The 24,081-nt window shown below is 59.6% G+C and carries 25 protein-coding genes; 12 read left to right on the top strand and 13 right to left on the bottom strand.

Going from position 1 to position 24,081, the window contains the following annotated elements:
- Nucleotides 1-31: 31 nt before the first annotated feature.
- The 4 genes from EV281_RS25770 (at nt 32) to EV281_RS25755 (ending at nt 4,590) form a co-directional block, all read left to right on the top strand.
- Complete coding sequence (locus EV281_RS25770) at nt 32-1,036, top strand: ABC transporter permease (protein ID WP_132657106.1); 1,005 nt, start codon at nt 32-34, stop codon at nt 1,034-1,036.
- Nucleotides 1,037-1,122: 86 nt separating this feature from the next.
- On the top strand, nt 1,123-2,070 hold the full coding sequence (locus EV281_RS25765) for a substrate-binding domain-containing protein (RefSeq protein ID WP_132657105.1): 948 nt from the start codon (nt 1,123-1,125) through the stop codon (nt 2,068-2,070).
- Between the two features lie 247 nt (nt 2,071-2,317).
- Entirely contained in the window at nt 2,318-3,373 is a 1,056-nt protein-coding gene (locus tag EV281_RS25760) for a sugar phosphate isomerase/epimerase (RefSeq protein WP_132657104.1), read from the top strand.
- A 29-nt stretch (nt 3,374-3,402) separates the two neighbouring features.
- The gene (locus tag EV281_RS25755; protein WP_132657103.1) at nt 3,403-4,590 is read left to right on the top strand and encodes a Gfo/Idh/MocA family oxidoreductase; all 1,188 of its coding nucleotides are present in this window, start codon (nt 3,403-3,405) and stop codon (nt 4,588-4,590) included.
- A gap of 78 nt (nt 4,591-4,668) precedes the next feature.
- Here the strand turns inward: EV281_RS25755 and EV281_RS25750 are convergent, their stop codons facing one another.
- On the bottom strand, nt 4,669-5,073 hold the full coding sequence (locus tag EV281_RS25750; RefSeq protein ID WP_132657102.1) for a DoxX family protein: 405 nt from the start codon (nt 5,071-5,073) through the stop codon (nt 4,669-4,671).
- A gap of 241 nt (nt 5,074-5,314) precedes the next feature.
- On the opposite strand from EV281_RS25750, the gene EV281_RS25745 reads away from it, so the two are divergent.
- The 3 genes from EV281_RS25745 to EV281_RS25735 all read left to right on the top strand — a co-directional run bounded on the left by EV281_RS25745 (nt 5,315) and on the right by EV281_RS25735 (nt 9,413).
- Entirely contained in the window at nt 5,315-6,688 is a 1,374-nt protein-coding gene (locus EV281_RS25745) for a GH1 family beta-glucosidase (RefSeq protein ID WP_132657101.1), read from the top strand.
- A gap of 246 nt (nt 6,689-6,934) precedes the next feature.
- Nucleotides 6,935-7,138 (top strand): hypothetical protein, encoded by a 204-nt coding sequence (locus tag EV281_RS25740; RefSeq protein WP_132657100.1) that lies wholly within the window; start codon nt 6,935-6,937, stop codon nt 7,136-7,138.
- An 82-nt stretch (nt 7,139-7,220) separates the two neighbouring features.
- A complete protein-coding gene (locus EV281_RS25735) occupies nt 7,221-9,413 on the top strand; it encodes an EAL domain-containing protein (RefSeq protein WP_132657099.1) in 2,193 nt (730 codons plus the stop codon).
- Between the two features lie 6 nt (nt 9,414-9,419).
- Here EV281_RS25735 and EV281_RS25730 read toward each other — a convergent pair whose 3' ends face one another.
- The 4 genes from EV281_RS25730 to EV281_RS25715 all read right to left on the bottom strand — a co-directional run bounded on the left by EV281_RS25730 (nt 9,420) and on the right by EV281_RS25715 (nt 12,344).
- Nucleotides 9,420-10,349: a rhodanese-related sulfurtransferase gene (locus EV281_RS25730; protein WP_132657098.1), complete on the bottom strand. Its 930-nt coding sequence runs from the start codon at nt 10,347-10,349 to the stop codon at nt 9,420-9,422.
- Nucleotides 10,350-10,421: 72 nt separating this feature from the next.
- Nucleotides 10,422-10,895: a VOC family protein gene (locus EV281_RS25725; RefSeq protein WP_132657097.1), complete on the bottom strand. Its 474-nt coding sequence runs from the start codon at nt 10,893-10,895 to the stop codon at nt 10,422-10,424.
- Nucleotides 10,896-10,969: 74 nt separating this feature from the next.
- The gene (locus tag EV281_RS25720) at nt 10,970-11,878 is read right to left on the bottom strand and encodes a CHAD domain-containing protein (RefSeq protein WP_132657096.1); all 909 of its coding nucleotides are present in this window, start codon (nt 11,876-11,878) and stop codon (nt 10,970-10,972) included.
- Nucleotides 11,856-12,344, bottom strand: coding sequence for a CYTH domain-containing protein (locus EV281_RS25715; protein WP_132657095.1), 489 nt, complete (start codon nt 12,342-12,344; stop codon nt 11,856-11,858). The genes EV281_RS25720 and EV281_RS25715 overlap by 23 nt, the downstream gene beginning before the upstream one ends.
- 151 nt (nt 12,345-12,495) lie before the next feature.
- Here EV281_RS25715 and EV281_RS25710 point away from each other — a divergent pair, with 151 nt between their 5' ends.
- From EV281_RS25710 to EV281_RS25700, 3 genes are all read left to right on the top strand, one after another.
- Nucleotides 12,496-13,134, top strand: coding sequence for a 2-dehydro-3-deoxy-phosphogluconate aldolase (locus tag EV281_RS25710; protein ID WP_132657094.1), 639 nt, complete (start codon nt 12,496-12,498; stop codon nt 13,132-13,134).
- Nucleotides 13,135-13,265: 131 nt separating this feature from the next.
- Nucleotides 13,266-13,985, top strand: a complete 720-nt coding sequence (locus EV281_RS25705; RefSeq protein WP_132657093.1) for a tellurite resistance TerB family protein — start codon at nt 13,266-13,268, stop codon at nt 13,983-13,985.
- 86 nt (nt 13,986-14,071) lie between these two features.
- Entirely contained in the window at nt 14,072-14,278 is a 207-nt protein-coding gene (locus EV281_RS25700; RefSeq protein WP_132657092.1) for a hypothetical protein, read from the top strand.
- A 2-nt stretch (nt 14,279-14,280) separates the two neighbouring features.
- Here the strand turns inward: EV281_RS25700 and EV281_RS25695 are convergent, their stop codons facing one another.
- The 3 genes from EV281_RS25695 to EV281_RS25685 all read right to left on the bottom strand — a co-directional run bounded on the left by EV281_RS25695 (nt 14,281) and on the right by EV281_RS25685 (nt 16,978).
- Nucleotides 14,281-15,351 carry a nickel/cobalt transporter gene (locus EV281_RS25695; RefSeq protein WP_132657091.1) on the bottom strand — a complete coding sequence of 357 codons (1,071 nt, stop codon included), beginning with the start codon at nt 15,349-15,351 and terminating at the stop codon, nt 14,281-14,283.
- A complete protein-coding gene (locus EV281_RS25690) occupies nt 15,345-15,986 on the bottom strand; it encodes a DUF1007 family protein (protein ID WP_132657090.1) in 642 nt (213 codons plus the stop codon). The genes EV281_RS25695 and EV281_RS25690 overlap by 7 nt, the downstream gene beginning before the upstream one ends.
- A gap of 98 nt (nt 15,987-16,084) precedes the next feature.
- Complete coding sequence (locus tag EV281_RS25685; RefSeq protein WP_132657089.1) at nt 16,085-16,978, bottom strand: LysR family transcriptional regulator; 894 nt, start codon at nt 16,976-16,978, stop codon at nt 16,085-16,087.
- 528 nt (nt 16,979-17,506) lie between these two features.
- On the opposite strand from EV281_RS25685, the gene odc2 reads away from it, so the two are divergent.
- Together odc2 and EV281_RS25675 are read left to right on the top strand one after the other, a co-directional pair.
- Complete coding sequence (gene odc2 / locus EV281_RS25680) at nt 17,507-18,640, top strand: ornithine/lysine decarboxylase (protein WP_132657088.1); 1,134 nt, start codon at nt 17,507-17,509, stop codon at nt 18,638-18,640.
- Nucleotides 18,641-18,734: 94 nt separating this feature from the next.
- Nucleotides 18,735-19,325, top strand: a complete 591-nt coding sequence (locus EV281_RS25675) for an N-acetyltransferase (protein WP_132657087.1) — start codon at nt 18,735-18,737, stop codon at nt 19,323-19,325.
- Nucleotides 19,326-19,381: 56 nt separating this feature from the next.
- Here the strand turns inward: EV281_RS25675 and EV281_RS25670 are convergent, their stop codons facing one another.
- The 5 genes from EV281_RS25670 to EV281_RS25650 all read right to left on the bottom strand — a co-directional run bounded on the left by EV281_RS25670 (nt 19,382) and on the right by EV281_RS25650 (nt 23,973).
- The gene (locus EV281_RS25670; RefSeq protein ID WP_132657086.1) at nt 19,382-20,347 is read right to left on the bottom strand and encodes an NAD(P)-dependent oxidoreductase; all 966 of its coding nucleotides are present in this window, start codon (nt 20,345-20,347) and stop codon (nt 19,382-19,384) included.
- A gap of 217 nt (nt 20,348-20,564) precedes the next feature.
- Nucleotides 20,565-21,377: a serine O-acetyltransferase gene (gene cysE / locus EV281_RS25665; RefSeq protein WP_132657085.1), complete on the bottom strand. Its 813-nt coding sequence runs from the start codon at nt 21,375-21,377 to the stop codon at nt 20,565-20,567.
- A gap of 40 nt (nt 21,378-21,417) precedes the next feature.
- Nucleotides 21,418-21,849, bottom strand: coding sequence for a GNAT family N-acetyltransferase (locus tag EV281_RS25660; RefSeq protein WP_132657084.1), 432 nt, complete (start codon nt 21,847-21,849; stop codon nt 21,418-21,420).
- Between the two features lie 55 nt (nt 21,850-21,904).
- Nucleotides 21,905-22,897 (bottom strand): WD40 repeat domain-containing protein, encoded by a 993-nt coding sequence (locus tag EV281_RS25655; protein ID WP_132657083.1) that lies wholly within the window; start codon nt 22,895-22,897, stop codon nt 21,905-21,907.
- Nucleotides 22,897-23,973, bottom strand: a complete 1,077-nt coding sequence (locus EV281_RS25650; protein WP_132657082.1) for a GTP-binding protein — start codon at nt 23,971-23,973, stop codon at nt 22,897-22,899. Before EV281_RS25650 ends, EV281_RS25655 begins: the two co-directional genes overlap by 1 nt.
- Nucleotides 23,974-24,081 lie beyond the last annotated feature (108 nt).

The following is a 24,081-nucleotide window of genomic DNA, read 5'->3' as shown; positions in this document are numbered from 1 at the left end:
GCGATCATGGGACGGGAGGTCAGTTTTGGAAATGAGTATTAACGAGGAGACCAGGGAAATCCGGCGCAGGTCCTGGCGTGACATCGATCTGCGCGCGGTTGCACCCTTTGCCGCACTGGCTTTGCTTCTCGTCGTGGGCGCATTGGTCAATCCCAATTTCATCGGCATCACCAATCTCACGAATGTCGCGACGCGCTGCGCCTTCATCGCGATCATCGCCGTCGGGGCGACTTTCGTGATCTCGGCCGGCGACCTCGACCTGTCCGTCGGCTCGATGGTGGCCTTCGTCGCCAGCCTGATGATCCTGCTCATCAATTCCGGCGTCATCGCCGATCCTACGCTGATGCTGACAGCAGCTGTTGCCTTTGCCGTGGTTGCCGGTGCGCTCTGTGGTCTCGCAAACGGCCTCATCACCACAGTCGGCAAGATCGAACCCTTCATTGCTACCCTCGGCACAATGGGCATTTATCGCGGCCTGACAACATGGCTGTCGCAGGGTGGCGCGATCACGCTGCGCTCGGCTGATATCCAGACGCTCTACCGTCCGGCCTATTTCGGCAACATCCTCGGCGTTCCAGTGCCGATCGTCGTCATTCTCCTCGTCACGGCCATCGCGGCCTTCATCCTTTACCGCACGCGCTACGGCCGCCATGTCGTCGCAGTCGGCTCGAACAGCGATGTTGCTCGCTATTCCGGCATTGCGGTCAACCGCGTTCGCACCATCGCCTTCGTCATCCAGGGGCTGTGCGTAGCGATCGCCGTGCTGCTCTATGTGCCGCGCCTCGGGTCGACTTCGGCAACGACCGGCATCCTGTGGGAGCTGCAGGCCATTACGGCTGTCGTCGTCGGTGGTACGGCGCTGAAGGGTGGCGCGGGCCGTGTCTGGGGCACGATCTGCGGAGCCTTCATTCTCGAGCTCGTCGGCAACATCATGCTGCTTTCGAACTTCATCAGCGAGTACCTCATCGGCGCGATCCAGGGTGCAATCATCATCATCGCCATGCTGGTGCAGCGGTCGCTCGTGCGCAAATCGTAAGACAAGTCCGCTTCTCGGATTGGCCGGGCTATCCAGGGCACCCGGCTCGAATTGAAAAGTCCCTGATATCTTTGGGAGGAAATAGCATGCGCAAGCTCATGTTGGGTCTGGCGGTTGCGGGGGTGGCTTTTGCCGGCGCAGCCTACGCCCAGGACAAGAATTACACGATCGGCGTGTCCATTCCGGCCGCCGACCACGGCTGGACATCGGGTGTGGTGTTTCACGCCGAGCGCATTGCCAAGAAGCTGATGGCAGAACATCCGGGCCTGAACGTCATCGTCAAGACCTCGCCGGATGCCGCAACGCAGGCAAACGCCGTGCAGGACCTCGATACGCAGGGCATCGACGCGCTCGTCATCCTGCCGTCCGATCCGGATCCGCTCGTCAACGCCATCAAGGAAGTCAAGGGCAAGGGCAAGTTCGTTGCACTCGTCGACCGCGCGCCGTCGAACAACGACAATTCCGTACGTGACCTCTATGTCGCTGGCAACAACCCGGCGCTCGGTGAAGTTGCCGGCAAGTACATTGCCGAAAAGACTCCGGAAGCTCAGGTTGTCGTCATCCGCGGTCTGCCGATCCCGATCGATCAGCAGCGCCAGGACGGTTTCGATAAGGGTATCGCTGGCTCCAAGGTCAAGGTTCTCGATCGCCAGTATGGCAACTGGAACCGCGACGATGCCTTCAAGGTCATGCAGGACTATCTGACCAAGTATCCGAAGATCGACGTCGTATGGTGTCAGGATGACGATATGGCTGTCGGCGTTCTCCAGGCCATCGAGCAGGCCAAGCGCACCGACATTCAGTATGTCGTTGCCGGTGCCGGCTCCAAGGACATGATCAAGAAGGTCATGGACGGCGACAAGCTGATCCCGGTCGACGTTCTCTATCCGCCGGCAATGGTCGGAACGGCCATGGAACTGACGGCTGCTTCGCTCTACGATCAGGTTCCGGTTCACGGCAACTACATCCTCGACGCAACGCTGGTCACCAAGGATAATGCCAAGAACTTCTACTTCCCGGATTCTCCGTTCTGATATCTGCTTTCATGCATGCGCCCGTTCGAAAGGATGGGCGCATTTTTCGTACCTTCAGACAAGTTGAAGCCAAAATGCGGCACGTACCTCTTGCCGTTCCGTGGCGAGCGTGATTAGTTCCAGACCGCGTCGATTTTTGGCTCCCCCGCTAAATCCTTCGCATAGGCGGGGAGGCGCCTTTCTTATCGAACGGCGCGCTAAGATTTCTCGAAAACGTTTACGATCGATATTCAGGGAGGAAACTGACATGAAGACGATCAAGGGACCAGGCCTGTTCCTCGGGCAGTTTGCCGGCGATACCGCTCCTTTCAATTCCTGGGACGCGATCACAAAATGGGCGGCCGATATCGGCTACAAGGGCGTGCAGGTTCCGACCTGGGCAAGCCAGCTCATCGACCTCAAGAAGGCTGCAACGTCCAAGGACTACTGCGATGAATTCGCAGGCAAGGCACGTGAAAACGGTGTCGAGGTGACCGAACTCTCCACCCACCTGCAGGGTCAGCTCGTTGCCGTTCATCCGGCCTATGACGAAGCCTTTGATGGTTTTGCCGCACCCGAAGTGCGTGGCAACCCAAAGGCCCGCCAGGAATGGGCCGTTCAGCAGGTCAAGTACGCGCTGACCGCTTCGAAGAACCTCGGTCTCAAGGCTCATGCGACCTTCTCCGGCGCGCTTGCCTGGCCTTTCATCTATCCGTGGCCGCAGCGTCCGGCCGGTCTCGTCGAGACCGCCTTTGACGAGCTTGCCCGCCGCTGGAAGCCGATCCTCGACCATGCCGACGAAAATGGCATCGACGTCTGCTACGAAATCCATCCGGGTGAAGACCTGCATGACGGCATCACCTACGAGATGTTCCTGGAGCGTGTCGGCAACCATCCGCGCGCCAACATGCTCTACGATCCGTCGCACTACATCCTGCAGTGCCTCGACTATCTCGACAATATCGACATCTACAAAGACCGTATCAAGATGTTCCACGTCAAAGATGCGGAGTTCAATCCGACCGGGCGTCAGGGCGTTTACGGCGGATATCAGGGCTGGGTCGAGCGTGCCGGCCGCTTCCGCTCGTTGGGCGACGGCCAGGTCGATTTCGGCGCCGTGTTCTCCAAGATGACGGCCAACAATTTCGACGGCTGGGCCGTGGTCGAGTGGGAATGCGCGCTGAAGCATCCTGAAGACGGTGCGCGTGAAGGCGCTGAATTCGTTTCGGCGCACATCATCCGCGTCACCGAGAAGGCCTTCGACGATTTCGCTGCCGGCGGTACTGACCAGGCCGCTAACCGGCGCATGCTGGGTCTGGCGTAAGCCGGTTTCGAGAATTCGAGGAGAATATAATGGCAATTGAAGCATCATCCGAACAGACCCGCGAGCCACGCATCCGGCTCGGCATGGTGGGTGGCGGGGCAGGGGCCTTCATCGGCGCCGTGCACCGCATCGCAGCGCGTATCGACGACCAGTATGACCTGATCGCCGGCGCGCTGTCATCCACGCCGGAAAAGGCTGTTCAGTCCGGTCGCGATCTCGGTCTCGATCCCTCGCGCACCTATTCCAGCTACCGCGAAATGGCGATCCGCGAAGCCAAGCTGAAGAACGGTATCGAAGCCGTTTCCATCGTCACGCCGAACCACGTGCATTATGACGCCGCCAAGGAATTCCTGCGCCGCGGCATCCACGTCATCTGCGACAAGCCGCTGACGTCCAACCTTGCCGACGCCAAGAAGCTGAAGAAGGTTGCCGACGAAAGCGGCGCGCTCTTCATCCTGACGCATAACTATACAGGCTATCCGATGGTTCGTCAGGCGCGCGAAATGGTCGCCAACGGCGAACTCGGCGATATCCGCATCGTCCAGGCTGAATATCCCCAGGATTGGCTGACGGAAGCGATCGAGCAGTCCGGCCAGAAGCAGGCTGCATGGCGCACCGACCCGGCGCAGTCGGGTGTCGGCGGTTCGACCGGTGATATCGGCACACATGCCTATAACCTGGCTTCGTTCATCACAGGCCTCGAGCTCGACAGCCTTGCTGCTGACCTCGACAGCTTCGTGCCGGGCCGTCGTCTCGACGACAACGCCCATGTGATGCTGCGCTTCAAGGCCAAGGGTTCGGAAAAGCCGGCCAAGGGCATGCTCTGGTGCAGCCAGGTGGCACCGGGCCATGAGAACGGCCTCAAGGTGCGCATTTATGGCACCAAGGGTGGTCTCGAATGGGTCCAGGCCGATCCGAACTATCTCTGGTACACGCCGTTCGGCGAGTCCAAGCGGCTGATTACCCGCAACGGCGCCGGGTCCGGTGCCGCCGCCGCCCGCGTTTCCCGCGTTCCCTCGGGTCATCCGGAAGGCTATCTTGAAGCCTTTGCGACGATCTATACGGAGGCCGCACATGCCATTAACGCTCACAAGAAGGGCAAGGCTGTCGACAAAGCCGTGATCTATCCGACCGTTGATGATGGCGTGAAGGGTGTCGCTTTCGTCGAAGCTTGCGTCGCCTCCTCGAAGCGCAACGGCGCCTGGGTGAAGGTCTGACGTTTAGCGCTGACCAAGCGCATATCATGAGAACGCCGAGGCGGTTTTACCGTCTCGGCGTTTGCATTTCTTTTATGTTCAGGCAGCAGCGTTGCGATCGCGCTTCAGCAGGTTATCCACACTGAATGGGCCTGCGCCGGCTGCGACCAGATAGAGGAAAACGAAGCAGAACAGGATCGCGGCAACGCCGCCATTCTGTGCCGGATAAAAATTCTTCGATGCATGGCCGATGAAATAGGCAGAAGCCATGAGGCCAGAAAGCACGAAGGCCGCAATGCGTGTCCGGAAACCGATCAGCACCAGGAAACCGAGTGTGAGTTCAATGAGGCCGGCAATCCAGGAAAGCGATCCGACGGGCGGCACGCTTGCCGCGGTCGGGAAATGCAGGATCTTCTGTGTTCCGTAGCTGAAAAGCACGAGGGACGAGACGATGCGCAGCAGGCTCAAGAGATGCGGCTGCAGCAGATGGATCGAAGAAAGCATTCGTTTCCTTTCATATTATGATGCCTTTTCCCGTGTAAGGATCGGGATCGCCACAGCAAGTCACGACTGCTGACATTGGCGTTATGAGATCGAGAGAAACGGTCTGTGGCAGCCTTGCCGCTCTCTTGTCTTTCCTCCTGTAACGTTGCAGTTTTTCCGTCTACCGGCCTGTACTTTGCGTTCGGGCTTGGCTAGACCCGGCGCAAACGGTCAGTCCACAATTGAGAGATGGGATTTAGAGATGCTCGATCCGAAAACGCTTGCAGACCGCTTCCCCGGCGATTTCACCTTCGGTGTTGCCACCGCCGCCTTCCAGATCGAGGGTGCCAGCAAGGCAGATGGCCGCAAGCCGTCCATCTGGGACGCTTTCTGCAATATGCCCGGCCGCGTCTATAATCGCGACAACGGCGATGTCGCCTGCGACCACTATAATCGGCTGGACCAAGACCTCGATCTCATCAAGGATATGGGCGTCGACGCCTATCGTTTCTCGATCGCCTGGCCGCGGATCATCCCCGATGGCACCGGCCCAGTGAATGAGAAAGGCCTCGATTTCTACGATCGTCTCGTCGACGGCTGCAAGGCGCGCGGCATCAAGACCTTCGCGACGCTCTACCATTGGGATCTGCCACTGCTGCTGGCCGGTGACGGCGGCTGGACGGCACGTTCGACGGCTTATGCCTATCAGCGTTATGCCAAGACCGTCATGAATCGCCTCGGCGATCGTCTCGATAGCGTCGCCACCTTCAACGAGCCTTGGTGCATTGTCTGGCTCAGCCACCTCTACGGCATTCATGCGCCGGGCGAGCGCAACATGCAGGCGGCGCTACACGCCATGCACTACATGAATCTGGCGCACGGTCTCGGCGTCGAGACAATCCGTTCGGAGGCGCCGAACGTGCCCGTCGGTCTGGTGCTCAATGCTTCCTCCATCATTCCGGGCTCGGACCGCGCGGCCGATCTTGCTGCCGGCGAGCGCGCGCATCAGTTCCACAACGGTGCCTTCTTCGATCCCGTCTTCAAGGGCGAATATCCCAATGAATTCGTGGAAGCACTCGGCGACCGCATGCCCATCATCGAGGACGGCGATCTCAAGATCATCAACCAGAAGCTCGATTGGTGGGGCCTCAACTATTACAAGCCGGAGCGTGTCGCGGACGATGAAAGCCGCAAGGGCGATTTCCCCTGGACGGTCGAAGCGCCTCCGGCAAGCGACGTGAAGACCGATATCGGCTGGGAGGTCTACTCGCCGGGCTTGAAGCTGCTCGTCGAGGATCTCTATCGCCGTTACGATCTGCCGGAATGCTACATCACCGAGAACGGTGCCTGCGACAATACCGGTGTCATCAATGGAGAGGTCGATGACGTCATGCGCCTCGACTATGTCAGCGACCATCTCAACGTCGTCGCCGACCTGATCAAGGACGGTTATCCGATGCGCGGCTATTTTGCCTGGAGCCTGATGGACAATTTCGAATGGGCGGAAGGCTATCGCATGCGCTTCGGCCTCATCCATGTCGATTACGAAACGCAGGTCCGCACCGTCAAGAAGAGCGGCAAGTGGTATCGGGAACTCGCCAGCCAGTTTCCGAAGGGCAATCACAAGGCTGTCTGAGCCGACGTGTTTTCGGCAGGGCATCTGTCCCCTGCCGTTTCAGATCGCATTCAATGTTTTTTGCCGCGGCGAGACGTTTCCCTCTCGTCATTTTCCGGCCGTCACTGAAATTGAGCGCGAGCAGCGAAAGCTGGACGGAACCGGCCAGTATTTCCGGAAACTGCATGATGTGGAAAGGGTCGCGAAGCTCAAGCCCCTGGCGGCAATGATCTTCATGCGCATGCGTTTCCTGTCGGTAGCCGGCGAATGACGGCCGCGGGCAAGCGAAAAGCCGCTGCCGCCGGTGATTGTGATTGCTGGAATCAAAAGACAGAGGCCGATCAGGATCGCCTTCTTGACTGCAAGGATGGCGGTCTCATCCAGAAGAAATTCAGAAATCAGCGTTGCGCTCAGGAAACTCGCGATGCTGCGGCGTTTGATACCGATGTAAATGGGGAGCCGGATTCTTGATAATTCTCAAATTTTTAAGCGTTTCTTGACCGTTGACTGCAAAGATTTCCTGAACGGGGAGTTGTATGAATTGCCGGCAGTCATGAGGTCTAGAAGCAACGGATCAGGCTTGGGTCGCCATACCACGGTTACTGGCGTGCTTTTTTCCTTTGCGGTCATCGTCGCTGTTGTCACCGTCATGGTTCTAACTGCGCTGGAACGCGTTGCCGAAAATGCCAATACTCTCGACGACGAGCGTTCGCGCGAAACGACCGTTGGCGCTCTCAAGACCTTCGAAGACCAGCTTGCCGCCACGCTAGACGATTATGCCGCCTGGGACGATGCGGCCGCCAATGTCTACCGTCCGGAAGGCATGGCATGGACCATCAGCAATTACGGTGAGATGTCGGCCAACAGCTCCCTTTTTGACATGGCGGTCGTTATCGACGACCAGAAAAAGACCGTGATGGCTTACCAGGACGGTTCGCCGATGGAAAAGCCAGTCAGCGGCTTTTTCGGCCCATCTCTCTGGCTCCTTCTGGAGGAGGCGCGCGCGCCCGGTGCCGGCGGCAAGCCGCAGGCAATCGGTTTCCTCAAGACTGAAAGGGGGATTGCTGCCGTCGGTGTTGCGCTCGTGCGCGAGAAATCCGGTGCGCTCGATGTGCCGAGCGGTCAACATCGCTACCTGATTTTTGCCCGGCATCTCGATGATGCCAAGGTCTCGGCTCTCGGTACGACTTACGTGCTAAATGGATTGCGGCTGGTGCCTGCGGATTTTGCCGCTGCCTATTCGGTCGAGATCGCCGACCCCGCCGGTGCAGTTCTCAGCAAGCTCGTCTGGATCTCGCGATCGCCCGGCGATATTGGTTATGCGCAGGTCAGGCCCATGGTCATCCAGGCGCTCGGTCTTGTCGGCCTGTTCTTCATCGTCCTGCTCATCATCGGCTGGCTGGCCGGACAACGCCTGAAGGCAGAGGAAAACCGTGCGCGCGAAGAAGCGCTTCGCGATCGCCTGAGTGGCCTTTTCAACCGTGACGGCCTGGGGCTTGCGGTCGACAGCTTCATTGCGGAAGCTCGGCAGACGAAGCGTAACGTCCTGCTGCTCTACCTCGACCTCGACGGGTTCAAGGAAGTCAACGACAGTTACGGCCACGGCACTGGCGATCAGCTCATCCGGGCCGTCGCGGCCGGACTGGATGTGCTGATCCCCGGTGGTGCGGTGCTCGCACGCATTGGCGGTGACGAGTTCGCAATCGCTTTCTTTTCGGACGCGGAAAACGCCGCTGCACTGCAGCTCGCCGAGCAAATTCTCGATTTTCTTGCCGAACCTCTGGAGGTCGGTCGCCGGATTGTCGTCGTCGGCGCCAGCATCGGCATTGCCATGTCGCCGCTTGGCTCGGTGGACCGTGAAGAACTGGTGCGTCGCGCCGATCTTGCCATGTACAAGGCAAAGGAAGCTGGCCGTGCCCGCATGACGCTTTACGAGCCCGCCATGGATGCGGATCGCGCACAGCGCAATGCGCTGGAACTTGACCTGCGTATGGCGATCGAAAGCGGCGATCTGACGCTTGCCTACCAGCCGTTGGTAGACGCAGCGACTCACGAGATGAATGGCGTTGAGGCGCTGGTGCGCTGGAACCGACCGGGTCACGGCCCGGTTTCGCCTGAGATATTCATCCCGATTGCCGAGACGAGCGGGCTCATCGAATCCCTCGGCCTGTTTGTGCTGCGCAAAGCCTGCGAGACGGCAAAGCAATGGCCGGAGCTGAAGATCTCAGTCAACGTTTCCCCAGGGCAATTCCGCAATCCCGCCTTTACCGATTATGTTCGTTACGTCCTAAAACAGACGGAGATCGAAGCGAGCCGCCTCACGCTGGAAATCACAGAAGGCTACATGATCCAGAACCCGCAGCGTACGCGCCAGTCGATCGAGCGGCTGAAGTCGCTCGGGGTGAAAGTGGCGCTCGACGACTTCGGCTCCGGTTTCTCGTCGATCGGCTATCTTCGCCAGTTCGGCTTCGACCGCATAAAGATCGATCGCTCGCTGGTGACCGACATTACGACTGACAGCCGCCAGCGCGAAATGCTGCAAGCCACCGTGGCGCTTGCGCGCGCGCTCGACATTCCCGTCACGGCCGAAGGCATCGAGACGGAAGAGCAGGCCGTTGGCCTGCGTCTCTTCGGCTGTGATTGTCTGCAGGGTTATTTCTTCGGCAAACCGATGGCGGCCGACCAGATCAACGGCCTGTTGCAGGAACGCCGCAAGATCCAGCCGCAGCGCCGCTTCGCAGGCTAAAATCTCTTACGTGCCGATATGCTTCTGGCCGCGCTTCTTGGCGAGCGCGATCTGGTGCTGGCGCTGACGATAGCGCAGGCGGTCTTCCTCACTGCGCGTGTGATAGCAGTTGCTGCAGGAAACACCTTCCTCGTAATGCGGCGAAGTGACCTCCTCGGCCGTGATCGGATTACGGCAGGCATGGCAGAGTTTGTGCTCGCCCTCCCTCAGGCCGTGTTCGACTGAAACGCGCTCATCGAAGACGAAGCAGGCTCCGTCCCACAGGCTTTCTTCCTGCGGCACTTCTTCCAGATATTTCAGGATGCCGCCCTTGAGGTGATAGACCTCGTCGAAGCCCTGTTCCTTCATGAAGGCCGTCGCCTTCTCGCAGCGGATGCCACCGGTGCAATACATGGCGATCTTCGGCTTGTTGTGCAGACCCGGATTATTGCGCACCCAGTCGGGAAACTCACGGAACGTCTTAGTCTTCGGGTCGACCGCGCCGCGGAAGGTGCCGATCGCCGTTTCGTAGTCGTTGCGCGTGTCGATGACGATCGTATCGGGATCGGAGATCAGCGCGTTCCAATCGGCAGGATCGACATAGGTTCCAACCACCTTGTTGGGGTCGATATTCTCGACTCCCATGGTGACGATTTCCTTCTTCAGCTTCACCTTCATGCGCAGGAAAGGCATCTTGGAAGCGCGGCTCTCCTTATGCTCAAGTGCTGCAAATTCCGGCTGGGCGCGCAGGAAGGCGAGCACGGTGCGGATGCCGGCATCCGGACCTGCGATCGTGCCGTTGATGCCTTCATGGGCAAGTAGAAGCGTGCCCTTTACGCCATTCTCTTCGCAGAGCGTTTGCAGAGGCTGTTGAAGGCTCTCGTAACGCGGTAGCGAGACGAAATGGTAAAGTGCTGCCACGAGGAACGGGCTTGTCCGGATCACATTGTCGGTCATGCGCGTGGAAATACAGAATACGCCGGACTTGCGCAATGATATTACGCAAGTCTGGCCTCTTGTGATCACGACTTATCTGCGGGCCCTCCATTCCGTATAGGACCGCATGCCGAAAGCGGAGTCCGGCTCGTCGCCGAGCACGCTCAGGAATTCAATCGAATGCCCGTCGGGATCGTTGAAATAGAGCGAGAGCGCTGGCACCCAGCCTATGACGATTGGTTCGGTGATCAGCTCGCCATGAAAGCCATGCGGCTTCAGCCCCTTGTCGATCAGTAACGCCGGCGCCCGCATCATTTCCTCCTGCGACAGCCGAAAGGCCATGTGCAGGCGCATCTTTAAGGGGGCGGTGCCGGTTTCCCAGAGGCCGAGCATGGCGTTCCTCTTACCGTTCACCCAGAAGAAGGCGATGCGGCGTTCCGGAAATTCTGCGGCAAGTTCAAGGCCTAGAATATCGCGGTAGAAGGGAATGGAGGTCTTCAGATCGGTGACGGTGAGATGGGTTTCGTAGATGCCCTGGATGTGGGGCGTTGCATTGTCTGCGGGCATATGTTCCTCGATCGGTTTTTTGACCGGGTCGAGGCTAGGACCTCAGGGTAAGTTGAGGTCAATGGGTAAATGCGTCAATTGCGGACAGACACCCAGAGCAGCTCCAGGCGCTGCGCTTCTTCTTCCGGAGCGTCACCATAGAGCGTTTCGGCGCCGAGCAGCGCTTCGCGCCGATCTTCCTGCTGGCGGAAGATGATGGCATCCAGCAGATGGGCGAGATCGTCGTTGCGGGTGAAGAGCTGCGGTTCTGCCTCGACAAGACCTGAAAGCACGGAGAGATCGTGGATGTGCCCGAGCCGTTCGACAAGGTCCTTAGCGACGTCGCGTTTGACCTTCATCGCGCTCGGCCAGAGATCCCGCAGAAGCGCATGATAGAGGCGGTAATCGTAAGTGCGCTTGCGCAGTTCATGAAAATCTTCGGCGGCCGCATCTTCATGGCAGGCATCGAGTGCTTGCCTGGCACGCGACGCGGTCCTGCGCCAGCTTTTTGCCAGCATGCGGGCATTCTTGCGGTGGCTCTTGTCAAAGGCGACATCGTCGAGCGCTGCGATCGCTTCCCGCAGCGCCCCGATAGTATCATGCAGCCGCTGCTCGAGACCGCTTTCGGCTTCCGCCATCCAGTCGCGACGCGCTTCCAGAATGGAAACGATGCGGCCGAGCGCCTCTGCCTCTTCAGTGTTGCGAGCACTCTCCTGCAGGTATCGGCCGGTGCCGACGATTGCTGCGGCATCGCGGATGGCCGAGAGCGACCTTGCCGTGTCCCTCAGCCGTGCATTCTCACGCTTCTGGAAATCTGGCACCTCACGGGACACAAGGCGATAGAGCGAGCGCAGCCGCTTCATGTTCTTGCGGAAAGCGTGAATCGCCTCATGGGTACCATCCGGCCGCTCTTCCAGAGCGGTGATGGCCTGCGTGAGTTGCTCCTCGGCGGCGCTTCGGAACTCGTCCGTAAAGTCGGCCTCAGGCCGTATGCGATAGCCCATGCCTGTCGTGCTCGAATTCTGTCGCAAGCGCCTGATTGGAATAGCGGAAGTCGCCCGTCACCTCGCGGCCGAGCCATGTGGGCAGTGAGGGATTGTCGGTCTCTGCCTGCATCTCGACTTCGGCGATGACGAGGCCGCGATGGACGCCTGCGAAGACATCGACTTCCCAGACGAAGCCTTCATGGGGCACGAGGTAACGTGTTTTTTCAATCACGATGCCAGTGGCGTTTTCTAACAGTTCCTCGGCGTCGGAAACCGGAATCTCGTATTCGAATTCGTCGCGGGTGAGGGTGCTGCGGCCGATCTTCAGCGTCAGCCGCGCACTCTTTTCGTCTGATATGCGGATGCGTACGGAGCGGTCATCCATTGAGACGACATAGCCCTGTTTCAGGACCGATTTCGACTGCACTGCGGAGCGCCATGCATCGCTTCGCACGAGGAACTTCCGTTCGATCTCTTTCGCCATACGAATGAACCTTTTGTGACGATTATGTCAGCCTACCCGAGTTTCCAACGATTTAATACCCGTCTTGTCGCACGGGCCGGTTTTATCTCGACAAGCCCTTGTGAGGGCGCTATTCGAAAGCCGATTTCAATCGTTTAAGGGAACTGTGGCCATGGGCGAGAAGACAGCGAAACTCCTTACCATCCTGAAACTCCAGCCTGTCGTTCCGGTCCTGATCGTCGAGGATACGAAGTCGGCCGTTTCTCTCGCCCGCGCGCTCGTTGCCGGTGGTCTCAAGGCTATCGAGATCACCATGCGCACGCCGGCCGCTCTCGATGCCGTGCGCGCCGTTGCCGCTGAAGTGGAAGGCGCGGAAGTCGGCGCCGGCACAATCCTCAACGCCGCCCATTGGGAAGCCGCAGTGCAGGCAGGTTCCAAGTTCATCGTCAGCCCCGGCACGACGCAGGAACTTCTGGATGCCGCAGCCGATTCTCATGTTCCGCTGCTACCGGGGGCCGCAACCGCAAGCGAGGTCATGGCGCTGCGCGAAGAAGGCTATCAGGTGTTGAAGTTCTTTCCGGCCGAGCAGGCGGGTGGTGCTGCCTATCTCAAGGCGCTATCTTCGCCACTGGCGGGCACGCTCTTCTGCCCGACTGGCGGCATCTCGTTGAAGAACGCGAATGACTATCTGTCGTTGCCCAACGTCATCTGCGTCGGCGGTTCGTGGGTCGCGCCGAAGGAGCTGGTCGTAGCAGGTGACTGGGCAGGCATCACCAAGCTTGCCGCAGAAGCTTTCGCGCTGAAGGGCTGAGCTCCCAAGCCCGTCGGATTTTGAATGCCGATAAGTTTTGAACGAGGGTGGCCGTGCTGCCCTCGTTTGTATTTCGGCAGTCGCAAACCTATGTTCTCCTCCGGCCTTTAAAACAGGGAGAAGACGAAGACATGTTCGACGCGAAGAAACTACTCGACCAGTTTCTGGGGTCACAGGTGCCGGGCGTGGGCGGCAGCGTACGTGACCGGGCCGGCGATGCGATCCAGATGGCGAAGGACAATCCCCTGAAGACCGGCGCCCTTGCCGCGGTGCTTCTCGGTACCAAGACCGGCCGCAGCCTCGCAGGCAATGCCATCACTATTGGCGGTCTCGCAGCCATTGCAGGCCTCGGCTATCAGGCGTGGAAGAACTATCAGGCCGGGCAGGCGCCTGCCGCGCCTTCCGACGCGCCGACGGCAAACAATCCCGTTCTCCTGCCGCCGCCTGCCGAATCCGGATTTGGGTCGGCTTCGCCGGCGGCCAGCAACGAATTCGTGCTCGTCCTCATCCGCGCCATGATCGCCGCCGCCAAGGCCGACGGTCACATCGACGATGGGGAGCGCGCGCTTATCATGGACAGGGTCAAGGCCGCCGATGTCAGTGGTGAGGCCGCAAGCTTCATCGAGCGCGAGCTTTCCGAGCCAACCGATATCGATGCGCTCGTCGCAGCCGCCGTGACCGAGGAGCAGAAGGTCGAGCTCTATACGGCCTCACGGCTGACGATCGAGCCGGATTCGCGTGCCGAACGCGGTTATCTCGATCTGCTTGCCGGCAGGCTTGGCCTTGCCGATCAGCTCGTCGATCACATCGAAGCGACGGTCTCCTCCGCCAAGGTCACTTTGTCCCAGTAATCTCGGGGTGCCAGTGATATCGGGCCCAGTTGCCTTTGCGAGGCGGCTGGCCTATCCACTCCCGGATCAGAGGAGTGATTATAGCCATGAGCCCGGAAAGCCGTTCGCAGGCGATTGCCGCCGCTATCATTCTGGTTTGCGCCGGGCTGGTGATCTATTTCCTGCCGACGATCGTGCTGTGGATCGGCAGTTTCTCTCCGACATTGGCTGTCATCGTCGGTGTCTGCCTGCTGATGTGCTTCTTCGGCATATTCTGGCTGCGGGCACTCTATCAGCGCAGCCGGAAGCCCTGAGCCTACCCCTGCAGGGAGGCTCCAAGCAGCAATACACCCATCAGAATCACGAGAATTGCGCCTAATATCTCGATCGCATTGCCGATCCAGACCGAGGCCGATGAACCGCGACCGGAGAGACGCACTGCGGTGCTCTTGGCTGTGACCGCAAGCGTGGCGAGAATCGCAACCGTGATCGCAGTGCCGAGCGACATGGCGACGACAGAGAGCACGCCGCCGAGATAAAGCCCGTTCAGCAATGAGAAGGTCATGACCAGCAATGCGCCGGAACAGGGGCGCAGGCCGACGGCAATGACTGCCGACCACGCTTCTCGCACGCTGAACCTGTCGCCGCTGACCAGCGAGGGATCGGGTACGTGGGCGTTTCCACAGGTTTCGCAGACCATACCCGGTATGAAGGTATGGCTGGGTTCGACGGCCTGGGCCTTGCCGTTGAAGCTGAAATTGACGCTCCGGCGTTCGGCAGCATTGTCCTTCCAGTCCAACATCATGCTGACGGGGCCGGCTGGCGTCGCCATCAGCTGCCGGCGCGGCCGGCTGCCGGCTATGGAACGCAGCTTACGGAAAAGCAGCCATCCGCCAAAGAGGATCACCATAACGAAGCTACCGATTTCCATGGCATGCGTCGCCATAGTCAGCGTGATACCCGTGCCGCGCAGTACAAGCCAAGCACCGCCAACGAGCACCACCGCCATAACACCCTGCACGAAGGCTGAGATGAAGGAGATCACCACGCCGCGTCGAAGCTCGACCTCATTGGCGATCATATAGGAAGAAATGACGGCTTTGCCGTGGCCGGGACCGGCGGCATGGAAGATACCATAGGCAAAGGAAAGACCGATCAGCGAGGAAAGCTGCCAGGGATCCTGACGCATATCCTTCAGCGCGCCGGTCAGCGCACGATAGAAGGCTTGCTGCTCGTAGTTCACGTAGAGGAAGAGAGGTGCGAACGGCCCGCCGGTCGGCTGAAAGCTCGGCTCCGCCGTGCCGATGCCGAGCGGCGATTGCGCGTAGGCAGTGACGGCCATGACAGCGAGCGCGAGCAGGGCAAGAGGCAGACGTTTCGTCAGCATGTGATCTCCAGCCGCGTGGCAAAGAGTTTTGACATATTGGTGCCGGTCGGGTCGTTGAAGAAGGCGTCGGTCAGCGATTGCTTGTTTTCCGAGATCACCTCATCCGCATCCGGGCGCACGACAGCGTGCTTGCAAGCCCGGAAGCCATCGCCGACCATGGCAAGCTCGTTGTCGGTCGGGAAGTCGATCGAGGTATAGAGCGTCGGATCGTAGACGCCGAAAGTCAGCTTGCCCTTCAGCGGCATCTTTTCGACCGGCTTGACGGCAAAGAACATCAGAAGCTGTCCATCCTTATAGTCGACATGGATGATCTCCGGCTTTTGAACGGTGATGCTCTTCCCGTTGATCGTCAGGTTCATGTAGTAATCGTAATCCGCGAGCGAATCCCTGACTGTACTGCCAACTTCGGCGAGCTCGTTCGGCTCGAGTTTCAGATCGGTGTTCTTGTCGAAATCCATGACGACGGAAGAAGAGAAAACCTCGTCGAAGCGCCAGACATTGCGCAATTCCTGAATGCTGCCGTCGGGGGCGGCGATAACCTCCAGCCGGGCTTCCACGAAGATATGCGGATGGGCGAAGGCGGTGGCGGGGGCCAGCGAAAGAAGCCCGGCCGTCAGAAGTATCGATCGTTTCATGCTTACCCGCTGCCCTGTTCGGTTGGGTGATTTCTCACCGGAAAATGGGACGGAATTGGGACCGCCCCTGCGACGCTTGGGCACGCATTCCGCCCGCTTCAGGGATGTTTCTTGAACCAGTTGTGGAGGTAGTCCACGAAAATCCGGACCTTTGCCGGCAGATAGCGCCGGTGCGGATAAACGGCATAGATGCCGCGGTCGGTCGGAATATAATCGTTGAACAACGTCACCAGCCTGCCATCCTCGATCGGCTTGCGGGCGATGAAATCGGGAATCAGGGCAATACCGATTCCCGACAGCGCGGCGCGCAAGGTTGCATGCGGGCTGTTGACTTCCATCGGGCCGGAAACGGCGACCGCAAAGGAAGTGCTGTCGGGATTGTAGAAGCGGATACTTGCCTGGCTGCGCGAATTGGTGTCGACGATGAAGGGGACGTTGGAAATATCGCTCGGGTGCTCGATATCGGGATATCGCTCCAGGAATTCCGGTGTGGCGCAGATATGCACGCGGAAGTCTGAGATCTTGCGGGCGATCAGACCGGAATCCTCAAGCTTGGTCACGCGAATCGCAACGTCGAAGCCCTCCTCGATCAGATCGACGAAGCGATCGTCGGCGGCGATCTCCAGCGAGAGGTCGGGGTTCTCCTTGGCGAAATCGATCAGTGATTGGCCGACATCGGCATCGACGAAGGTGCGGGGCACGGAAACCCTCAGCCGACCTTTCAGTTGCGCATTGTTCTCACGCACGAGGTCGGCGAGGTTGTCGATCTCCTTTAGGATATCGGAAGCGGTGCGATAATAGGTGTGTCCGGCTTCGGTCATGGAGAACTGCCGGGTGGTGCGATTGAGCAGCAGCGCGCCGAGTTCGTCCTCCAATTCGCGCACATATTTCGACAGCAGCGCCTTGGAGCGTCCGGTGCGTCGAGCTGCAGCGGAAAAACCTTCTGCTTCAACGACATCGATGAAGGCGCGTATGCGGGTCAAGGTGTCCATGGCGATCCTCAAATCTGTTGAAAGAGATTGAACAAATTGCCCTCGGTCGTTCAATTATTTTTTTGAGTTGGGGCATAAAATTTCCCTTGATTGTGAAGGCGAATATACTTATTTCACGGGCTGCCCAAAGTCGCACGTGCCTGTGGGTGTCCGCCGACCCTCGATTAGGTGAGGTCATCGGTAAGGTACCTGGAACTAACCGCTCCAGTCGCTATTCCGGCCAACCGGGAAATGCGAGGACATCTTGAAGCAACGACGGTGCGGGCCTTTCTGGTGTCTGCCGGCTTTCCAACAGCCGGGGTTACTGAAGAGGCACACCTTCATTGCCGGAAGTGCGGCGGGACTTTCCCTCCAATCCAAGGCAGACAAAGCCGAACCCATGCCACTCTGTGGCGTTGGTTTACTATTCGCGCATCAGGCGCTTGCAAGGTACCGGGGTCTCCACCGGCTGGTTCCTCTGCGGGCGGTTGCTTGCCCTTTGTCCTCCGGGCGTCCCGGAGCTTTGGAACTGAGAAGAGGGTTATTGACATGACCACACAGCGTATCCGCGACTTTCTTGCCGCCCGCCGTCCCGACGGTCCCTGCCTCGTCGTGGATCTCGATGTCGTGCGCGATAACTTCCACGCTTTCCGTCACGCGATGCCGGATAGCGCGATCTACTATGCCGTCAAGGCCAACCCGGCCCCGGAAGTCCTGAAGCTGCTCGCCAGCCTTGGCTCCAATTTCGACTGCGCGTCCGTCGCTGAAATCGAAATGGCGCTCGAAGCCGGTGCGACTGCAGCCCGCATTTCCTACGGCAACACGATCAAGAAGGAACGGGATATCGCCCGCGCCCATGCGCTCGGCGTCAGCCTCTTCGCAGTCGACAGCCACGAGGAAGTCGAGAAGATTTCCCGTGCAGCTCCGGGCGCCCGTGTTTTCTGCCGCGTCCTGACCGATGGCGAAGGTGCTGAATGGCCGCTGTCGCGCAAGTTCGGCTGCGTTCCGCAGATGGCCGTCGACGTTCTCGTCTATGCTCATCAGCTCGGCCTGCAGTCCTATGGCGTTTCGTTCCACGTCGGCTCGCAGATGACCAAGGTCGATGCCTGGGATTCCGCCCTTGCCGATGCCAAGCGCGTTTTCGTCCAGCTTGCCAAGCAGGGCATCCACCTGCAGATGGTCAACATGGGCGGCGGCTTCCCCACCAAGTACCTGCGCGACGTTCCGTCCGCGGAAGCTTACGGCAAGTCGATCTACCAGGCGCTGCGTACGCATTTCGGCAACCAGATCCCACAGACGATCATCGAACCGGGTCGCGGCATGGTTGGCAATGCGGGCGTCATCAAGGCTGAAGTCGTACTGATTTCCAAGAAGTCGGACAATGACGACGCCCGCTGGGTCTTCCTCGACATCGGCAAGTTCGGCGGTCTCGCCGAAACCATGGACGAGGCTATCCGTTACCCGATCCGCACCGAGCGTGACGGCGACGAGATGGAGCCCTGTGTGATCGCCGGCCCGACCTGCGATTCGGCCGATGTGCTGTACGAAAAGAACCTTTATCCGCTGCCGGTTTCTCTCACGATCGGCGACGAAGTTCTGATCGAAGGCACAGGCGCCTACACGACGACCTACTCGGCGGTCGCTTTCAACGGCTTTGAGCCGCTGAAGGCCTACGTCATCTAAGGTCGCTCTCGCCAGCCCCGTAACCAGCCGGGGCGGCAATTTCACAATATCTCGAAGTCACCGTCTGAAACGGTTTTGAGTGCGGGAGGCCAAAATGGCCGCTGTTCTTGATTCTGTCCGCGCATTCTTTGCGCCTGTCACTTTCACCATCGACGTGGAAAATCCGTCCGACGTCGTCGCTCGCGAGACCTTGCTCGACCGCGTCATGGGGCCGGATCGCCGCAAGAAGTCGTCGGAGATGATCCGCCGCAATCGTGTGCCGGCGGATGGTCTGGCGCTGGTCGCGCGTGATCGTGACGGTCGTGTGATCGGCACGGTGCGCCTGTGGAATGTCGAAGCAGGCATCAACCAGGAAGGCACGGCCCTCGATGCGCTTCTGCTCGGCCCGCTCGCCGTTGACGGCAAGCATGGCGGTAAGGGCATCGGCTCAGCGCTCATGCGTGCGGCCCTGCTCGAAGCAAAGAACCGTGGCCACGGTGCTGTCCTGCTCGTTGGCGATGCAGAATATTACGAGCGTTTCGGCTTTACTGCCGAAAAGGCTCGTCACCTTGTCATGCCCGGCCCATTCGAACGCTCGCGCTTCCTTGCGCTGGAGCTCGTCGAGGGCTGGCTTGGCGGCGCCGCCGGCATGATCGTCCCTTCGGGACGCATGCTGGCTGGCGCGCCGGTCCGGAAGGCGGCCTGACCGGCAAAGCCCCTCCCAACCTTCGGGAGGGGCTTTTTTGTCTCTACCTCTGTGGCTTACGGAGCCTTTGCATCGATCCGCCCATTGTCGATCAGCCAGCGGACGGCTTCCTGTACGGCCTGTAACGAGCTGTGCCGTGGCGTGAAGCCAAGCAGCCGGCGGGCTTTTTCCATCGAGCAGTTGGGACTGCGGGCAATGTGCTCCCAAGTGGCTTTTGCCTCTTCCGGACTCTGTTTTTCCGCCCAGGCCTCGTATGGCAGGAACTCTAGCTTCGCCTCCTGACCGAACCAGACGGCCATCGCCTCAGCATAGCCTCGCAGCGTGACCGCTTTTTCCGAAACAGCGTGGAAAGCCTCGCCGACGGAAGCCTGCGGCTTTGCAATGGCGGCCATGAAGAGTTCGGCAATGTCATCAGCATGGACGTGGTGTACGGTCTCCATGCCGAAATTCGGCAGGGTCAGCGTTCCGCAGCGCGCCAGCGTCGTGAAGACATCGGGATTAAAATGGCCCGCCGGATTCAGCGGGTTCCAGCCCGGACCGACGATGTGGCCGGGATGGATAAGGGTCGCGGGAAAGTTTTTCTCCTGCGCCATCCGCAGCAAATAAGCCTCGATTGCCGCTTTCTTGATGCCGTAATCGCCGAAAGGCTTCTTTGGCGCCTCCTCGGGAGTGGGCACGACGGTGGAAAAACCATGCGTCCAGATCGTGCCGGTGTGAAGAAAATGATCGACGTGTCCTTCGAGTGCGGTCACGAGCTGTTCGTTGCTTTCCGGCGTGAAGCAGATCATGTCGATGACGATCTCGCCTTTCAGCGCGCGGATCTCATGGCCGAAGCGGCCTTCCAACTCGAGTGCAGCGCGATCCATGTGCCTGATATCGACGCGGTTCCACGCGTCGTCTGGCTTATATGGCGTGGCCGCGCCGCGACTGATCGCCACCACTTCATGACCTGCCTCGACCAAGCGCGGCACAAGGTAGGTGCCGACATGTCCTGTTGCTCCGATGACGATGACGCGGGCCATGCGGTTTCCTCCAGATGCGCCTATGTGCTGTCACGCGCAGTATGTCGTGCGGCTTTGCGAGCCTGCAAGTAGCCAAGGCGCGGATTGCAAGATTTCACATCCAGGCAGGATGGGCTCTTTGTCAAAGCAGTTTATCGTCGGAAGCACAAAGGCCCCAGCCGCGCCGAGGCGCCGGCGAAAAACCAGCAGGCTGATTGAGCCAAGCCGTTTGCTGTTGTCAGATATTCTGATCCATGGTTTCGGCCGGGATTTCATCATTGCGATGAATGCGAACGACCACAGCCGGAACGCCGGCAACCGTGCAATGGGCTGGCACCGGCTTCAGCACGACGCTACCGGCCGCGATCTTGCTGAAAGCGCCGATCTCGATGTTGCCAAGGATCTTTGCTCCAGCACCGATCATCACGCCGTGCCGGATCTTCGGGTGGCGGTCTCCGGTTTCCTTGCCCGTGCCGCCGAGCGTGACATTCTGCAGGATCGAGACTTCGTCCTCGATGATCGCTGTTTCTCCAATCACGATGCCGGAGCCATGATCCAGCATGATCGAGGAACCGATCCTTGCCGCCGGGTGGATATCCGGGCCGAAGACCAACGAGGCGAGGTTGGAAAGCCAGCTGGCGATCTCGAAGCGGCCGTCAGTCCAGAGGGCATGGGCAATGCGATGCGTCTGCAGAGCGTGAAAGCCCTTGAGGTTCAGCAGTGCATGCAGATAGGTGGTGCAGGCGGGGTCACGTTCGCGGACGGCCAGAAGATCGGCTTCGATAGCGGCGCGGATGTCGGCATGATCAAGCAATATGCCGCGAAACAGCCGGAAGAGGTCTTCGGCATCGACCTTCGCCATTGCGAGGCGTGCGGAAATCACATGCGCGACGATGTCAGCGTCGCTTTCTGGGCCGATGATCTGCGTTTCGAGCAAAGTCCGCAGCGTCGGCTCCCGCGTCGCAAGATCGGTCGCTTCGGCGCGGATTGCCGACCAGACGGACACGAAGGCGCCCAACTCTGTGGCAGCGGCCTTATTCGAAACGTGCATTCTCGGATCCTTGTTCTTGTGATCTGCGCGCAGGCAATGTTCAGCGACGGTGTGGATCGGCACTATACACTGGTTCCGGCGGGCGACGCCAATGGTAGAGTATGTCGGGCTCTCCTTCCTCATTGCCGCTGCCATCAGTTTCCTCAACGGGTGAGAAGCCACGCGCTTCGTAAAAAGCGCGGGCGCGGCAATTACGCTGGAAGGTCCAGAGACGGATGTCTTCCATGTCGTTTGTCGCCAGGGAGAGAAGCCTTGTGCCGATTCCCATACCCTGTACGTCAGGCAGAACATAAAGCTGCTCGATCCAGCCATTTCGGTAGGCAATAACGCCAGCGAGCGCGCCGTCGACGAAAGCGCCGAGAACCGTGTATTCCGCCAGCAGATGGGTTCGCCAGTGGACCTCATCTTCCTCGGGCGTATGCACATCGCGAAGATGGGGCAGAGCGTGCCATAGCGCGCTACGCCGCACCATGGCCGCCTGATACGCATATCCGCTGTCCAGAGGCGCGATTTCGACTGCGACGAAATCAGTCTGCCGCGATATCCACCACGCCGCAATCGCCGGCTTCGGAGGCGAAGGCGAGCAGCTTGCCGTTCTTGCTCCAGCTCATACCCGTGATGGCGCCCTTGCCGGGTCGGCGCAGCAATGCTTCCTTGCTGTCAGCAAGACGGACGGCGAGGATCATGCCGTCGATGAAGCCGATGGCGAGGATATCCTCGGCGGGGTGGAATTTCACAGCGGTCGCCATGATATTGGCACGGGTGCCGAGTTCCAGCGGCGCCTTGCCCATCGGACCATCCTTGCCCTGGAAGGGCCAGACGATGGCGGCCGGCGCACCCGAGGAGGCGAGCCATTTGCCCTTGGCGGACCAGGAGAGTGATTTCACCTTGGCCGGATAGCCAGTCATGCGCATGTGGCGGGATTCGGTGCCCGATTTGACGTCGAGCTTCCAGCCGTGCAGCGCGTTTTCCTGCATGGAGGTGACGAGGAAGTTGCCGTCGGGCGAGAAGGTCACACCGGTATGGGCTCCCTTCCATTCGAAATCGATCGGCTTGGCGCTCGTGCCGACCCAGTGCAGAGATACGCCGTTATAGCGGGCAGCCGCGATGCGCAGGCCCTTCGGTGCAAAGGCAATGCCTTCGACCGTCCGCTCTTCCGGGAATTCCTTGGTCGTGCCATCGGCGAGGCGCACCAGCGTGCTCTTGCCGTAGGAATAGGCGACGGCGCCCTGAGGGCCGGCCGCAACCTGCGAAATCCATTTGCGCGGCGCCGACGCGATTTCGCTGACCTTGCCGTCAGCACCGATGCGCAGGACCTTGCCATCCTCGCCGCCCGAGATCAGGCTTTCGCTGTAGGGATCGCGGATCGCCGTCAGCATGCCCTGATGGGCTTCGATGACCTTGTCGCTGCCTTCGAGCCGGTGAAAGGTACCGCTGGCATTCGCGAAGAAGGGGACATCACCTAAAAATTCGACGGCCAGAACGTGGCCGTCGAGATCAAGCGGTGCAACTGTTGGCATCAGGCGGCAGCCTCACACGCCTTGAAGGATTCTTCCAACTTTGCGCGGTCGAGATCGCGGCCGATGAAGACGAGACGGGTCTCGTGCTTTTCGCCATCCTTCCAGGGCCGCTGATGGTCGCCTTCGATGATCATGTGCACACCTTGGACGACATAACGCTCTGCATCGTCCTTAAAGGCGATGATGCCCTTGAGCCGCAGGATGTTCGGGCCCTGTGTCTGGGTGATGCGCTGGATCCAGGGGAAGAAGCGTTCCGGGTTCATCTCGCCGCCGCGCAGTGAGACAGACTGGACCGTCACGTCATGGATGGCAGACATCTCACCGTGGTGGTGGTGATGATGGTCGTGGTCATGATCGTGATGATGGTGGTCGTGATCGCAATCCGGACCGCAGACATGATCGTCATGGTCGTGGTCGAGGAAGTGCGGATCGTTTTCCAGCGCGCGCTCGAGATTGAAGGCGCCCTGATCCAGAACGCGGGCGAGATCGACACCCGAACGGCTGGTCTTGTAGACGCGGGCGGCCGGATTGATGGCGCGTACGATATCCTCGATCTGATCAAGTTCTTCCGGCGTGACGAGGTCGGTCTTGTTGATGATGACCACATCGGCAAAGGCGATCTGGTCTTCGGCTTCGCGGCTGTCCTTCAGGCGAAGCGGCAGGTGCTTGGCGTCGACAAGCGCGACCACGGCGTCGAGTTCGGTCTTGGCGCGGACGTCGTCATCCATGAAGAAGGTCTGGGCAACCGGAACCGGATCGGCAAGGCCGGTGGTTTCGACGATGATGCCGTCAAAGCGGCCGGGGCGGCGCATCAGGCCTTCGACGACACGGATCAGGTCGCCGCGGACCGTGCAGCATACACAGCCATTGTTCATTTCGTAGATTTCTTCGTCAGATTCGACGATCAGGTCGTTGTCGATGCCGATCTCGCCGAACTCGTTGACGATGACTGCATATTTCTTGCCGTGGTTTTCGGAAAGAATGCGGTTGAGAAGCGTCGTCTTGCCCGCACCAAGATAACCGGTGAGCACGGTAACGGGAATGGGCTTCTGCTGTGTCTGGATCGCGTCGGTCATGAGAACCTCTAGGAATAGGGCCTTGACCCCGAGGGCAAGTCCGGGGCCTGAATGGGTCGGTTTCATATAGGCGCTTGAAAGCTGTAGTTCAAAGGGTTTTATATGTTA

Source organism: Rhizobium sp. BK418 (assembly GCF_004341105.1).
Taxonomy (GTDB): Bacteria; Pseudomonadota; Alphaproteobacteria; order Rhizobiales; family Rhizobiaceae; genus Rhizobium.
This window is presented reverse-complemented; position numbering and strand designations above follow the sequence as displayed.